Annotated in this window: 12 protein-coding genes; 9 read left to right on the forward strand and 3 right to left on the reverse strand. The window is 48.3% G+C overall.

Annotated features, from left to right (window positions below; all coding sequences use genetic code 11):
• The first annotated feature begins 64 nt into the window (after positions 1–64).
• Complete coding sequence (locus B9Y93_RS16300) at positions 65–859, forward strand: Cof-type HAD-IIB family hydrolase (protein ID WP_176228954.1); 795 nt, start codon at positions 65–67, stop codon at positions 857–859.
• A 27-nt stretch (positions 860–886) separates the two neighbouring features.
• Here the strand turns inward: B9Y93_RS16300 and B9Y93_RS16305 are convergent, their stop codons facing one another.
• From B9Y93_RS16305 to B9Y93_RS16315, 3 genes are all read right to left on the reverse strand, one after another.
• Positions 887–1,084: a hypothetical protein gene (locus B9Y93_RS16305; protein WP_085495945.1), complete on the reverse strand. Its 198-nt coding sequence runs from the start codon at positions 1,082–1,084 to the stop codon at positions 887–889.
• A 94-nt stretch (positions 1,085–1,178) separates the two neighbouring features.
• Positions 1,179–2,900, reverse strand: a complete 1,722-nt coding sequence (locus B9Y93_RS16310; protein WP_085495947.1) for a phospho-sugar mutase — start codon at positions 2,898–2,900, stop codon at positions 1,179–1,181.
• Positions 2,901–2,948: 48 nt separating this feature from the next.
• On the reverse strand, positions 2,949–3,971 hold the full coding sequence (locus B9Y93_RS16315; RefSeq protein WP_085496132.1) for a LacI family DNA-binding transcriptional regulator: 1,023 nt from the start codon (positions 3,969–3,971) through the stop codon (positions 2,949–2,951).
• A gap of 415 nt (positions 3,972–4,386) precedes the next feature.
• On the opposite strand from B9Y93_RS16315, the gene B9Y93_RS16320 reads away from it, so the two are divergent.
• From B9Y93_RS16320 to B9Y93_RS16355, 8 genes are all read left to right on the forward strand, one after another.
• Positions 4,387–5,700 (forward strand): extracellular solute-binding protein, encoded by a 1,314-nt coding sequence (locus B9Y93_RS16320; protein WP_085495950.1) that lies wholly within the window; start codon positions 4,387–4,389, stop codon positions 5,698–5,700.
• Positions 5,700–6,578: a carbohydrate ABC transporter permease gene (locus B9Y93_RS16325; RefSeq protein WP_244903443.1), complete on the forward strand. Its 879-nt coding sequence runs from the start codon at positions 5,700–5,702 to the stop codon at positions 6,576–6,578. The genes B9Y93_RS16320 and B9Y93_RS16325 overlap by 1 nt, the downstream gene beginning before the upstream one ends.
• Entirely contained in the window at positions 6,565–7,404 is an 840-nt protein-coding gene (locus B9Y93_RS16330) for a carbohydrate ABC transporter permease (protein ID WP_085495953.1), read from the forward strand. The genes B9Y93_RS16325 and B9Y93_RS16330 overlap by 14 nt, the downstream gene beginning before the upstream one ends.
• Positions 7,405–7,560: 156 nt before the next feature.
• Complete coding sequence (locus B9Y93_RS16335; RefSeq protein ID WP_085495955.1) at positions 7,561–9,204, forward strand: alpha-glucosidase; 1,644 nt, start codon at positions 7,561–7,563, stop codon at positions 9,202–9,204.
• Positions 9,205–9,412: 208 nt separating this feature from the next.
• The gene (locus tag B9Y93_RS16340; RefSeq protein ID WP_085495957.1) at positions 9,413–10,360 is read left to right on the forward strand and encodes an MTP-1 family protein; all 948 of its coding nucleotides are present in this window, start codon (positions 9,413–9,415) and stop codon (positions 10,358–10,360) included.
• 24 nt (positions 10,361–10,384) lie between these two features.
• A complete protein-coding gene (locus B9Y93_RS16345; RefSeq protein ID WP_085495959.1) occupies positions 10,385–11,446 on the forward strand; it encodes a BtaManbiosPhlase in 1,062 nt (353 codons plus the stop codon).
• A gap of 106 nt (positions 11,447–11,552) precedes the next feature.
• Positions 11,553–14,129, forward strand: coding sequence for a beta-mannosidase (locus B9Y93_RS16350; protein WP_085495962.1), 2,577 nt, complete (start codon positions 11,553–11,555; stop codon positions 14,127–14,129).
• 113 nt (positions 14,130–14,242) lie between these two features.
• Complete coding sequence (locus B9Y93_RS16355) at positions 14,243–15,403, forward strand: iron-containing alcohol dehydrogenase (protein WP_085495964.1); 1,161 nt, start codon at positions 14,243–14,245, stop codon at positions 15,401–15,403.
• Positions 15,404–15,742: the final 339 nt, after the last annotated feature.

A 15,742-nucleotide genomic window follows, 5' to 3' on the forward strand; every position in this document is an offset into this window, starting at 1 on the left:
TAGGAAGCCATACACAAAAAGAGAGAGAACGACAGCATCTAGAACAAAAAGGGAGAGTGTGAGGATGGCGATTCGTACTGTGTTTTTTGATATCGACGGAACGTTGTTGGATGAACAGAAGCAGATTCCTGAATCTGCAAAGCAGGCGGTTAGACAATTGCAGGAATCGGGAGTCGAGACCGTCATCGCAACTGGAAGACCTCCTGTGAACTTTGAATGGATTCGCGAGGAGCTCGGCATTCATTCCTATGTGAGTCTAAACGGTAACTATGTGGTGCGCGAAGGCGAGCTTATTTTTGATAACCCCATCCCAGCAGAGCTCGTAACCACCTTCAAGGCAACAACGATGAAGAACGGGCATGGTCTTGGACTTGTGTCCCATGATGAATATCGTCTTACACTGCTCACGCATGAGGCGGAGAGCTGCCTTGGCAATCATGGATTAACGGTGCCAACTGTAGCGCCCTCCTTTGATGAGGAGCATAAGATATATCAATGTCTATTGTTTGCAGACGAGAACACAGGCCGCGACTATGAACAGCAGTTCCCAGAGCTTCATGTGATGCATTGGGATGAGCTTGCTGCAGATGTGCAGCTTCGCGGTTCATCGAAGGCGCTTGGCATCGAGCATTATTTGCAGGCTGCCGGAGTGAAGCAAGAAGATAGCATGGCATTTGGCGATGGCATCAACGATCTTGAGATGCTCCAGTATGTGGGCACTGGCATTGCAATGGGCAATGCAGGCGATGCGCTGAAGGCAGTAGCGGATAAAGTCACACTAAAGGCAAGCGAAGGCGGCATTGCCGCAGCGCTGCAAGAATTAGGGCTGATTCAAGCGATGGAGCTAGAATCTAAATAAAGAAGTTTCATTTTTAGCTGTGCCGCTTTATCTATTACGCTGCCTGCTGTAGTGAATAAGACCACGGATAATAAAAAGCACTCCAACGAGGTAACTAAAGGCTGAGAAATATTCGTTAGGACCAGAATCTTTGCTCATATGAGCTAGACTGGTGGCAATATGATTAAGATAATACGTGATCATGATTAAAAAAATTCCTGAGCATGCATAGATGAAAGGCTTCATATACGATCCTCCTTAATCAATCAGGATATGATGATTATAAAATATGAACAAAAAGCTGCGATTGTTGGACTCAACATCGCAGCTTTTTTATTATCTATTGATTATTCGCCTCAATAAACGCATCGATTCGTGCGAGTACATCATCGCTCATAGCCTGCAGCTTCGCTTGTGCATCAGCATGCGATTCGCCTTGTACCGCGAAGTACATCTTGATTTTCGGCTCAGTGCCCGATGGGCGAAGGCAGAACCAGCTTCCATCCGCGAGATGGAACTTAAGAACATTCTCCTTCGGCAGGTCATATAGGCCAAGGCTGAAGTCTTCTACCTTGGTCAATTCAACACCGCTTACTTCTGCAGGCGCTTCGTTACGCCACGCCTCCATGATGCTCGCAATAAGCTGCACGCCCTTCATGCCCTTCAAGGTGCGAGTGGCAAGCTTCTCCGCGAAATAACCATAGGTTTCGTACAGCTCTTGGAGAACCTCATACAGCGATTTGCCCTGTGCCTTATAATAAGCGCCGGCTTCACTGATCAGCATAGCGGCAATAACCGCGTCCTTATCACGCGCATACATGCCGGCGAGATAGCCGTAGCTCTCTTCATAGCCGAAGATGAATTGATAAGCGCCAGTTTCCTGGAACTCCGTCATTTTTTCCCCGATATACTTAAAGCCAGTCAGCGTATTGAATACAGTCATGCCATAAGACTTCGCGATGGCTGCTCCCATCTCGCTTGTTACAATTGTTTTCACAACTGCGCCATTGGCAGGAAGGGTGCCTTTGTTTTTCATGGATTCGAGCAAATAATGCACCATGATCGCACCGGATTGATTGCCGCTAAGCACAAAGTATTCGCCTTGCCCGTCCTTGATGACAGCCCCCATACGGTCAGCGTCAGGGTCGGTGCCCATAATAAGGTCAGCATTCCATTCCTTGGCTTGGCGGATCGCAATCTCGAAGGCGGCATGCTCCTCAGGATTCGGGGATTGCACCGTAGAGAAGTTCGCATCTGGCTTCTCCTGCTCGGGAACAACATGCACCTCACGGAAGCCGACCCGATCTAGCACCGCGCGTACCGGCATATTGCCTGTGCCGTGAAGCGGCGTGTACACGATGCGATAGTTGCTGCTCTTTGTCTTAATCACTTCTGGATGCTGGCTGACTGCGGCAACCGCTTCGATGTATGCCTTATCCAGCTCTTCGCCAAGCCATACAAGCAGGCCTTCACTCTCCGCCTGCTCGCGGCTTAGTTTTTTTACATCCTCAAAAGCTTGTACTGCACGAATCGCTTCAATTACGCGCGAAGCGGTCTCAGGGGTGATTTGACCGCCATCTCCGCCATACACTTTATATCCGTTGTATTCAGGCGGATTATGGCTTGCTGTAATCACAATGCCCGCATCCGCTTGCAAATGGCGTACCGCAAAGGAAAGCTCAGGGGTTGGACGAAGCGATTCAAACACATACGCACGGACGCCGTTTCCTGCAAGCACAAGCGCTGCCTCTAAAGCAAATTCAGGAGAAAAGTGGCGTGAGTCGTAGGCGATGGCAACAGATGGCTTCGCATGAGCTGCTGCAAGCGTTGCTGCTAATCCTTGCGTGGCTTTGCCTACGGTGTATACATTGATGCGGTTTGTCCCATAACCGATGACCCCGCGAAGCCCCCCTGTTCCGAATTCCAGCTCTTTATAGAAGCGATCTGTTATTTCGTCCTCTTGATTGGCAATGCTGCGAAGCTCCTCTCTTGCCTCATCGCAGATTACGGGGCTATTCAGCCATGTTTGATAGGCCTCATAAGCTTGTTCTTGTATCGTCATTGCAGTCTCCTCCAGTCCCAATCCTCTATATATGAATCTACACCGCACTCATGGTTGGTCTTTCCTTAATTCCCTTGGCGGCGCGGTGGAATCCCGCTCGATCAAGGTGGTAGGCAGCAGCAGCTCGGTAAAAGGAGCGTCTCGATGCTCCATTCGCCAGAACAGCTGTTCAACCGCCCTCACGCCATACGTCTCCAGATCTACAGCCATCGTCGTGGTGGCCGGTGTTGCAATCTGAGACAGCTGGCCATTGTCAAAGCTTACGACGCTGATATCATGAGGAACCTGATAGCCAAGCAGATTAAGCGTGGAAATAGCGAGAAAGCCAAGGCCGTCGTTAACGCAGAACCAAGCAGTCGGCTGTTCGCTGAGATTGCTCATCTTCTGCATCATGTCTTCTTGCTGCTCCAAGGCATCATGGATAATCCATTCCGGATTCACATCAAGCTCCAGCTCGTAATGGGCGAGATTAAAGCCCTCAAGCCGTTCATAGTAGCTGGGCGAGAAATTAATATTCCCGATGAATCCAATGCGGCGATGACCAAGCTTGTACAAATAGCGCACCACATGATAGGCGCTAAAGCGATTGTTGGTCAAAATGCAATCCGCTTGAACATTCGGATGATGGTGATCGATCAGAACGGCGGGAATGCCCGTATTGATGAGCGTGTTCATGTAAGAAGTGCTTAGATGAGACAGGATGAGAATGCCGTCTACTGTTCTATTTTGAATAAAAGGAGGGAGCGCAAGCTCGTCCTTCATTTGCTGGGAGATCGATTGAATAAGCAGGTGTTTGCCGCGCTTGCGTGCTTCCTTCTCGATCGTTAAGTAAATCTCGCCGAAGAAGTTTCTTTTCGAGAAAGCAAAGTCAGTGGCAATTAACGCAATATTGCCGGTTTGCATGCTGTCGGCTGATGGTTTGCGCCGATTGCCGCGTAGATAGGTGTAGCCCATCTGCTCGGCGGTTTCCAAAACGAGCTTTCTGGTTTCTTCGCTGACGCCATCCTTGCCAGATAGTGCCTGAGAGACAGAGTTCTTCGACAGCTGCAAGCGATCTGCAATATCCTGCATCGTTATTTTAGGCTTCGTCAAAATAATACGTTCCTTTCCCAATATCGAAATTGTAGAAAAAGGTTTCTCCATAGTATGTCGCATAAATCCAAGGTTGTTAACCTCATACTATATTAGAAATTATGCCAGAAAACACAAGATTACAACATAGACATTACAAAATTAATTGTAACGTTACAAAAGATATTAGTAAAGTGACTGTAAAATCATTCTTATATTGTGACAATAAAGAGAATGGAATGATTAAACAAAAAAAATGGCGTTTATTGTCGTTGACAAACGATAATATATATTTAATAATGTGAAACAGCGCTTACAATAATTTTAAGTCATTCTATTTTGTAACGTTACAAACATTTTAATAATGTTTAAAGTTTAGTTGAAGGCATTTTGCAATTAGGGAGGCTATATCAACATGAAAAAGAAACTTTCACTTATTTTAGCTTTAACAATGGTGTTCAGTGTACTTGCAGGTTGTGCGAAGGGCGGAGGTGCGGAGAGCGCAGACGGCGTCACGACGATCGAATTCTGGGCAGCGCCAAACCCAACTCAACAAGCATTCTGGCAGGAGATGGCGGACAAATACGCAGCGGTTAACCCTAAGGTTAAAGTAAATGTAAGCGCGATTAAAGAATCTCCAAGCTCTGAAGCAAGCATTCAGGCAGCGATCGCAGGCGGCAACGCACCAACGATCTCTGAGAATATCAACCGCGGCTTCGCGGCTCAATTGTCCAACAGTAAAGCGCTGGTAGCACTTGATGAGCTTCCGCAATTCAAGGAGATCGTAGAGAAGCGCAACATGACAGAAACGATTAAGCCTTGGGAGTTCGCAGATGGACATCAATATGTGCTTCCGATCTACTCCAATCCGATGCTCATCGGCTGGCGTACAGACATTCTTAAAGAAATCGGCTACAACGAGCCGCCAAAAACATACAGCGAAGTGCTCGATGCCGCTAAAAAGCTGAAAGCGAAATATCCAGACAAATTCATGTGGGGTAAAGGTGCCGATCTGGCTGACCCTACCGCATGGAAGCGTTGGTTCGACTTCTTCATTTTGTACAACGCTGCTTCCGACGGCAATAAGTTTATCGAAGGCTCCAACTTTGTAGGAGATGAAAAGGCTGGCGTAGAGATGCTTACGTTTGTAAGTGATCTTGTTAAAGAGAAAGCCGTGCTTGCCAAACAAGCGACAGATCCATTTGAGACAGGCCTAGGCGTATTCACGGATATCGGTCCTTGGACATTCGATATGTGGAAAGAGAAATACCCTGAGTTGAAATTCAAAGAGAACTATGACCTCACATTGCCGCCGGTGCCAGACAATGTGGATCCAGCGAATTCCAAGACGTATGCAGATGCGAAAGGTCTTGTCATCTTTGCAGGTGCTCCAAAAGAAAAGCAAGAGGCAGCTGCGGAATTCCTGAAGTGGGTGTACTCCGATAGTGCAAATGATGTGGCTTGGTTCGAAAAAACCAATCTGCCTCCAGCACGTGACGATTTGATGGAGCTCCAAGCGTTCAAAGATGTGGTTGCAGAGAAGCCTGAGCTTGGACCGTTCGCTGAAGCAGTGTCCAAAGCGGTTCCTTCGATCGACAACCCTCGCTTTAATGAACTGCAAACGTTGATTGGTTCTGAAGCGTTCAACAAAATTGTTCGTGGCGAAATTGATCCACAAACGGCGTGGGACAATATGAAAAAAGCCATTGAAGGGGAACTTCAGCAATGATTGACAAACAAAATAACAGGTTGGGCTGGCTCTTTGCCAGTCCCTACCTTATTTATGGGCTTATCTTTTTCATAGGCCCGCTGATATGGTCGTTCTATCTTGCCTTTACGAACTGGGACTTGATTGCGCCAACATATGATTTCGTTGGATTGAAAAACTTCACGAAAGCCTTGGCTTCACCAGGTGTACAGGCTTCTTTCTGGGTTACGTATAAGTTCATGATGCTATTCGTGCCGCTCGTAACGGTTATGTCTCTCGCTGTAGCGGTATTGGTGCAGGGATTGCCAAAGTTCAAGAGCTTGTATCTGATCGGCTTTTTCCTGCCTTATCTGTCTTCAGGGGTTGTATCATCCTTGATTGCAAAAGGGTTCTTGTCCTACAACAGCCCTGTTAACAACTTTTTGCGCAATACGTTCGGGTTGGATATTGATTGGCTTGGAACACCGATCTCGGCACTTGCCATTGTTGGTATTATTCTAGCTTGGAAATTCACTGGCTATTATGCGCTTATTCTTACTTCGGGTCTTGAGAGCATTGATCGTGAGGTATATGAGGCAGCGGCCATTGACGGTGTAACGAATCGTCAGCGATTCTGGAGAATTACGTTGCCGCTGTTGTACCCAGCTCTATACACAACCTTGATTCTATCCTTTGGGGTAACGTTTGGGATCTTTACAGAGGTGTACCAATTAACAGGCGGCGGACCAAACTATGCAACGAATACATGGCAGATGGAGATCTACAGTCAGGCCTTCAAGAACCTGCAAGCGGGATATGCATCCGCGATCGCCATTATGGCGTCCGTAGTGACCTTTATCTCCATTTTCGTGATTCGAAAACTTCTGGAAGGTTGGGGTAAGCGAAATGGTTGGGTCTAAAGAAAAAAGCAAGCTGCGTCTGACACTCCGATACATCATTGCTTCAGCACTACTGCTCGTGATGGTTTATCCGTATCTATATATGGTGCTGAACTCCTTTGCCGATTGGACGCAGATCGATAAGCAGCTCGTGCCGTCGAAATTTACGCTCAAGTCGTACGAATGGCTGTTCACTGGCGGTGAGGTTGGCATTGCTAGGCCGTGGGTAAACGCCTTCTTTAACAGTATTATCGTATCCGTGGCATCTACAGCCTTGATGATGGTGTTCGGTGTTATGGTCGCATACGCCTTGTCCAAGCTGAACTTTAAAGGACGCGATACAGTGAACAACTTCGTGTTGTTCCACATGTTCTTCCCGGCGATCATCCTGCTCATTCCTCAGTTTCTCGTGATTCAGAAGGTAGGGCTGTATGATACGTACTGGGCCATGATCATTCCAAAGGCCGTCAGCCTATGGGCGATATTCATGTACACGAACTTTTTTAAAGCGATTCCGACCGTATTTATTGAAGCGGCGAAGCTGGATGGAGCATCGGACTTCAAGATTCTATATCGCATTATGATGCCGATGTCGAAGTCTATTACCGCTGTTATCTTCTTGTTCTTGCTGATGGAACGCTGGACAGAGCTCTTATGGGATATGCTCGTTGTGCGCAGCGACAACATGCTGACGCTGAACGTGCTCTTGTCTCAAATGTTTGGTCCTTACGGAAGCTACCCAGGTCCGCTGTATGCGGCATCCGTTATTCTAACCGTTCCGATTATTATCATGTTTGCGATCTTCGGCAAGAAGTTCAAGGAAGGCATGCAGTTCAGTCTTAAATAAGCAGTGATGCATATCTGCATAAGGATTAGGCACAACGCTTGACAAAGTGGGCTGGATTCACATGCAGGTGTGCATATCTTTTACTTTAAAAGGTTTAGAAGCCATTTTGATGCTTGGGGAAGTTCAGCTTGAAGTGGTTTGAGGGGAGCAGAGGAGATGGATTCAAACGTTCCATGGTGGCGTCGTACCGCCTTCTACGAAATATACATGCCAAGCTTCTGTGATGGCAATCAAGACGGTATTGGCGATTTCAGAGGAATAGCCTCGAAGCTTGATGAGCTGAAGGCTTTAGGGATCGGCGGAATATGGCTAACCCCGTTCTACAAGTCGCCAAAAGTGGATAATGGCTACGATATCGCAGACTATTACGCGATTGATCCTGATTACGGAACGATGGAGGACTTTGATGCTTTCATCAAAACTGCTCATGAGCGTGATATTCGCGTCATCGTGGATCTTGTCTTGAACCATACGTCTTCTGCACATCCGTGGTTTCAAGCGTCCAAGTCTTCGAAGGATCACCCGAAGCGGGATTGGTACATCTGGCAAGACCCAGTCGATGGCGGCATGCCAAACAACTGGGAGTCCTTCTTCGGAGGTCCTGCTTGGGAGTACGACGAGGCAAGCGGTCAGTATTACTATCATGCCTTTGCCACAGAGCAGGTTGATCTGAATTGGGCGAATCCAGAAGTTCGAGCAGCGATGAAGGATGTTATGGGCTTCTGGCTGGATAAAGGCATCGATGGGTTCCGTCTGGATGTCATTAACTTTTTAAAAGTATCGGGTCAGTTCCCGGACAATCCGTATCAGGATAATGGTGAACAGGATCATCGATACGATAAGGATCAGGCTGGCATTTTGGATGCGATTCGTGAAATATGCGAATTTGTCCATCAGCGTGAGGGTGCCTTTATGGTTGGCGAGGTTGGATCCGAGGAGATGTCGCTCTTGAAGCAATACAGCGGTGATGGCTTGCTCGATGTCGTATTCAACTTTAATCTTGGCAGCCAAGAGACGTATCAGCCAAGCAAGCTGATTGAGCAAGTTCTGCTCATGGAAGAGGTGCACCGTTCGAATCAGGTGCCAACGTTATTTTTCAGCAGTCATGATATGGCAAGGCATATCAGCCGCTTTGGGGAAGGAGATCCTGAGCTTGAAGTGCTTCGAGCGAAGCTGATGGCTGCCTTCATGCTGACAGCCAAGGGAGTGCCTTTCCTTTACTACGGCGATGAGATCGGCATGAGGGACTATTACTCCCTTCGGATTGAAGATATGCGGGATATTCAAGGCCTAACGCATTATGATCTGGCAATTAAGGAAGGGCTGTCAGAAGAGGAAGCGTTAAAGCGTGCGAATGAAAAGAGTCGTGACAAGTCGCGCACCCCGATGCAGTGGGACGGAAGCGAATATAGCGGCTTCTCTCAAGTAAAGCCATGGATCGCGATGGGGCCTCGCCACAATGAGATTCACGTAGCAGCGGAACAATCTAATCCAGATTCGATTTATGTGTATTATCAACAGCTGCTGAGGCTTCGCCGACTTCATCCTTCGCTTGCTGAAGGAGGCTATTCTAGGATCGAGCGAGCGGGAGAAGTGTTGATCTACACAAAGATTGTTGCAGATGATATCTCGCTTGTTGCACTTAACTTTGGAGCAGAGCCTGTGGAGATAGACCTGTCAGAAGTGAACAAGCATTCTCTGCAGCTTGCACTCACCTCACAGTCTATTGAGGATCATCAAGCAGGCGAGAAGACAGTATTGCCTGGCTATGCTGGCGCAGTATGGACCACTCGTTTATAAAGTCATTGTTTAAGATGCAGCAGGGTTCTTGATCCTGACAAGTAATATAACTGCGGAAAGAATGATCTAACACAGACATGGGAGCGAATGCCTGCGATCGTGTCCCATACTTATTTTAGTTTAAGCCCTATATCGAACTTATTATCGTGATCATTTATAGAGTGAAGATACAGAGCGCAATTATTGGATAGGAAAAGGAGAAATCCATATGGCATTGCACAAATCCGATGTGAAAACATGTGAAACGTTATTGAAGGAGTACCTGGATAAGGCTCCGCTTGCCAAAGACCCAGTAAAGCTGAACTTCACTGGCGTTGGCGACAAGGATGTCTATAACATTACGGCTCCTTTTGAAGATCAAGGAGAGTCGGTTATCGCAGGTCGCGTGGAGTCTCGGGACAGCGAACATTCTGAAATTCATTTCTTTGTTGAAAAAGAGGGTGCTTGGGTGCCTCGCGAGGGTGCGCCTGTATTCACCCTTCAAGATCCATTCTTTACTTTTATTCAAGGAGAGCTCGTCCTAGGCGGTGTTCAAATCTATCCGCATCCTACACAGGAGCATGCGTTGATGTGGCGGACCGTATTCTACAAAGGCAAGAGCATTCAAGAGCTGGCGCCATTCTTTGTTGGTCCAGATGCGATGAAGGATCTTCGCCTTGTAGAGCTTCCTAATGGACAGATCGGCGTCTTTACTCGTCCTCAAGGAGAAAAGGGCGGCCGCGGAAAGATTGGCTTTACGACAGCGAAGAGCCTGCAAGAGCTGTCTATCGAGCTTGTAAATGAGGCTCCGCTGCTTCAAGGGCAGTTCGTTGATGAGGAGTGGGGCGGCGGCAATGAGCTTCACATTCTAAGCAATGGACTCATTGGCGTTCTCGGCCATATTGCTTCCTTTGATGATGAAGGCAATCGCCACTATTATCCGATGGTCTTCGCACTTGATCCGACAACGGGAGAGCATTCCGACATGGAGCTGATTGCGATTCGTGACAAATTCCTCCCAGGTGCAACGAAGCGTCCGGATTTGGTTGATGTTGTATTCAGCGGTGGATTGGTGCGCAAAGCGGATGGAACCGCGGATTTGTATGCAGGCATTAGCGATGCTGAAGCGCATCGTTTGACGATTCAAGACCCCTTTTTAACATTTGAGCAAATTTAAGCCTTAGGATTGGAGTACGACACCATGAATATCTATAGATACGAAGAGAACCCAATCATTACACCTGCTGATGTCAAGCCGCATCGGGATGACTTTGAAGTGATTGGCGCATTCAATGCAGGCGTTGCGGAGTACAAGGGAGAGATTCTACTGTTGCTTCGCGTGGCAGAGCGTCCGATCAGCCATGATCCAATGATTGTGAAAGCACCTGTATATAATGTGGAAACGAAGCAGCTTGATATTATCGAGCTGCGCACAGATGACGAGCGCTACGATTTTTCTGATCCACGTGTGATTCGCAATGTATCGAAGAGCTCGACGTTTGAGTATTTGACCAGCTTGTCCTATATCCGCGTTGCGCGCAGCAAAGACGGCCACAACTTCACGATTGATGATGAACCGTTGGTATACCCATCCCAATCCCTTGAGACGTTTGGCATCGAGGATCCGCGTGTGACTCAAATTGGCGATACGTATTACATCTACTTCTCGGCTGTCTCTCCAGTTGGCGTTGGCGAATCCATGGTATCGACGAAGGACTTCAAGATCTTCACTCACCATGGCATGATCTTTGGTCCTGACAACAAGGATGTATTGATCTTCCCTGAGAAGATCAACGGCAAGTACTATGCGCTGCATCGTCCAACGACGAAGAGCACAGGCAATCCGGAAATGTGGATTGCGGAATCCGACAATCTGCTGTATTGGGGCAACCATAAGCACCTTGCAGGTCTTCGCGAAGGCATGTGGGACAGCGGCCGCATGGGCGGAGGCGCCGTTCCATTCAAGACAGAGAAGGGATGGCTTGAGCTCTATCATGGTGCCACACTCGATCATCGCTACTGCATGGGGGCGCTTCTCTTGGATCTGAATGATCCATCCAAGGTGATTGCTCGCTCCGAGCATCCGATCATGGAGCCCGATGCGGAATATGAGAAGAATGGCTTCTTTGGCGACGTAGTGTTCTCCTGTGGCGCTGTCGTTCATGGCAATGTTGTGAAAATGTACTATGGCGTTGCCGATACCTCGATGGCCTGTGCGGAACTTAGCGTACAAGAGATTCTAGATAGCTTAAAATACGAATAGAAATCACGGTGCAGTTATGGAATAATGAGATGTTGCAGCACCGGAATATAGTGAGCGCCAAGGCCCTGCGGGAGCCTTGGCGTTTCGCGCACGATAGGAGAGCAGCATGAGAATATCAGACAATTGGAAGCTCCGGGATTTTAAGGTGGGAGAAGCAAAGGATTTAGAAGTGGCTTCGCCGGAATACATCGATTACTTTTGGATGACGACCAAGGTACCTGGCGATGTCCATTCTACCCTGATGGAACATGGTGTGATCGATAACCCCTTTTTTGGGCATAACGATCAGAAGTGCCGCTGGGTGGAGGAGAAGGTATGGTGGTATCGCACGGTATTTACCCATGATGAAGGTGTAGATCCTGAAGCGGGAGAGAGAATGGAGCTCATCTTTGACGGGCTCGATACGTTCGCAACGGTGTATCTGAACGGCGTAGAGCTTGGCTCTACAGACAATATGTTTATCGAGCATGCCTTTGATGTTACGCGCGAGCTGAAGAAGGGGAAGAATACCCTCGCTGTGAAGTTTGATCCGGTGCATCTGTATGCGGAGAGCAAGAAGCAGTATTATTGGTCGGGCTTTAGCAAGAAGCGAATCTGGACCCGCAAGGCGCAAAGCCATTATGGCTGGGACTGGGGACCTCGTCTTGTATGCGCGGGCATCTGGAAGGATGTTCATCTTGTGAAGCGCACGAAGGCTGCCATTCAGGATGTATTTGCACGTACGACTATGGTGGACGAAGAGAAGGCTGCAATCGATGTCACCTTGAACATTCAAGCTTACGACCGTAAGGCGGATTATTCCGCACAGGTGACGCTGAAGAATCAAGAGGGCCAAGTTGTCAGTGAAGCGCTGCTGCAAGTGAATCAAAACGAAGGTGTTCATACGGACGGTGCAATCATTGCGCAGGGATTAAGCGGTGAGGCGACTTTGCATGTCCATGATCCTATACTGTGGTGGACGCATGATCTAGGAGAGCCTTACTTGTATCAGCTTGAGGTGAAGCTGTTTACTGGCGATCAGGCGATCGATCATTTCGTTCAGTCTTTCGGCATTCGTACATTAGAGCTGATGCTTCATGATGAAGAAGGCGAGCATGCCTTTACCTTCAAGCTGAATGGCATCAAGCTGTTTGCCAAAGGGGCGAATTGGATCCCGATCGACAGCTTTATTGCCTCCGTACCGGACGAACGTTATACGCATCTATTGACGATGAGCCGAGATGCTAACATGAATATGCTGCGCGTATGGGGCGGCGGCATTTATGAACGCGATATTTTCTATGAGGAATGTGATCGTCTTGGGATGCTTGTATGGCAGGACTTCATGTTTGCCTGCGCCTTATATCCGGACTACAATCGCAACTTCATGGATAATGTGAGACGTGAAGTCGAGCAGGTCGTCAAGCGTCTTCGCAGTTGCACCTGCCTAGCCCTTTGGTGCGGCAACAACGAGAATGACTGGCTGTATGAAGCGCTACATGCAAGCGGCGAGATTGCGCATCCCTTCTATGGAGAGAAGATCTATCATGAGCTTATGCCTGTCCTAATGGAAGAGCTGGACCCAACTCGATTGTTCTGGCCAAGTTCCCCTTATGGAGGCAATGATCATAATTCGCGTGAGGTTGGGGATACCCATAACTGGCAGGTGTGGCATGGCAATATCGAGCCGCGCGTATTTGGCGAGCCTCAGCTGCAGGATTACAGCGTGGAAGGCTTGTCTTTTACAAATTTTAAAAAGGATTATACGAAGTTTGCCAGCGAATTCGGCATGCATGCTTCTTCGAACCGTTATACGCTGGCCCGCAATATTCCGGCACAAGCATTTTATTGGGGCAGCGAAGAGATGATGTATCGCAACAAGGACATGCATCATAAGAAGGGCATTCTGCTTATGGAAGGCTATACCGGCGCGCCAAGCGATATAGAGGAATATATGAACTTCTCCATGCTTACCCAAGCCGAAGGCCTGAAGTATGGCATTGAGCATTATCGCCGCAATAAGCCAAGTACAAGCGGGGCACTGTTTTGGCAGCTGAATGACTGCTGGCCGGGTACAAGCTGGTCTGTGATCGATTATTATGGCCTGCCGAAGGCGGCTTATCATTACAGCCGCAAGTTTTTTGCGCCTGTGCTGTACACGATCGATTATGATGCAGATCAAGAGCTGCTGATCTGGGCCCTTAATGATCGCAGAGAGGTCTTGCAGGATGAGGTTACGCTGATGGTATGGGGACTAGACGGAGATCTTCTCTGCCAGCGTGATTATTCGATCGAAGTATGCGGCAATGACAAGCGACTGCTGGATGTTATTCCGGAACAAGATCTCCTTAAGGGAATGGACCCTGCCAAGGTTGTAATGGTGCTTCGCTCCAAGCACGGTGCAGCAGAGGATCAATTTGTATATTTGCGCAGCCATAAGGAGATGGAATTCCAACCAACAAGAGTACAAGTTGCAGTTGATGAGCAGGAAGGGCTCGTTCGCCTCAAGGCAGACGGCGTCGCACGTATGGTTAAGCTTGAGCTTGATGAGGCATGGCTTAGCCTAAGCGATAATTTCTTTGATCTTCTCCCAGGCGAAGAGAAGGTGGTTCGCATCACTCATTCTGCAGGCAAGATGATTCCTTGGCATACGCTCAGCGTCTCGGCTTTGAATGCAAAGGCAGAAGAGATCCCAACTTCGTAAGCTTGATTTGTCTGCTATGGATGGACTCGCACAAAAGTTTTCCTATATAATGGGCTCAATGCAATTTAACGATTTCATGATCGCCAACTTCTAATCCAAGGAGGGCTTTAGCGATGCAGGCATTTCAATTTCAGAATCCAACCAAGCTTATGTTTGGCACGGGACAGATCGCCAAGCTTAAGGAAGAATTAGCCCCTTATCAACGTGTATTGCTGGTGTATGGTGGAGGAAGCATTAAACGCAATGGTTTGTATGATCAGGTGAGCGCTATCCTTCATGACATGAAGCTTGAAGTTGTAGAGCTTGCAGGAGTAGAACCGAATCCTAGGCTTCATACGGTCCATGAAGGCGTGAAGCTGTGCCGCGAGCACGATATTGATTTCATCCTTGCTGTAGGAGGGGGCAGCGTTATCGATTGTGTAAAGGCGATCGCTGCTGGTGCGAAGTATGAAGGAGATCCATGGGACTTCATGACCCATCGTGCGGCGCCGAAGGCTGCGCTGCCGCTGGGAACGATTCTTACGATTGCGGCTACCGGATCTGAGATGAATGGCGGCTCAGTCATTACGAACTGGGAGACGAAGGAGAAGCTCGGCTGGGGCAGCCCTCATGTATATCCGCAGTTCTCCATTCTGGATGCGGAATATACAAAGTCTTTGCCTAAGGATCAGACGGTATATGGCATGGTGGATATCATGTCTCATGTATTTGAAGGGTACTTTCATCATGATGCGGACACTTCCATTCAAGATGGCTGGATGGAGAGCATACTGAAGGCTGTTATAGAGACCGCGCCGAAGCTTGTTCAAGATCTTGAGAATACGAAGCTGCGCGAGACGATTCTGCTGAGCGGTACATTGGCTCTTAACGGCATGACGACGATGGGCGTGCGCGGCGACTGGGCGACACATAACATCGAGCACGCGGTATCGGCTGTATATGATATCCCGCATGGCGGCGGCTTGGCGATACTGTTTCCGAACTGGATGAAGCATGTGCTGAAGGAGAATCCGGCGCGCTTCAAGCAGCTGGCGGTCAACGTCTTTGGAGTTGATGCAAGCGGGCTTACGGATGAAGAAGCTGGACGAGCTGGCATTGAGGCCTTGCGGACATTCTGGAAGGCAATTGGCGCTCCAAGTCGACTGGCGGATTATGATATCGACGACTCCAAGCTGGAGGAGATGGCGGATAAGTGCATGAAGTTCGGCGCATTCGGCGGCTTCAAAAAGCTTGAGAGAGCGGATGTGCTGGCGATCTATCGGGCCTCTCTATAATAAGTAGAAAGGGTTGCTTGAAGGTCCTGCTCCTAAGGCTCGGCAAGCTTCCTTTCGGAGTGCATATTAAATAACAGATCGCTTGTCCTGTATGACATGACTGATATCGATCCAATCAAGCCCTGCCCGGCTTATGCTTCACGCGGGTCGGGCTTGCTATATGCTTAGCGAAAGTTCCAGTATTCCCTTTTTGACGAATAAGTCAATTCAGCGTATCATCATAAAGAATAAGGGTTAGTGGGACGCTATAAGAAAGTGCTGATCAGGGTCTAGTCTTAGGGCATTGACGAGAGGCAGACTCTTGTTTACGATATAAGAATTGAATTCTGCTGTACGATG

The sequence above is a fragment of the Paenibacillus aquistagni genome, assembly GCF_900177815.1.
Taxonomy (GTDB): Bacteria; Bacillota; Bacilli; order Paenibacillales; family Paenibacillaceae; genus Paenibacillus_B; species Paenibacillus_B aquistagni.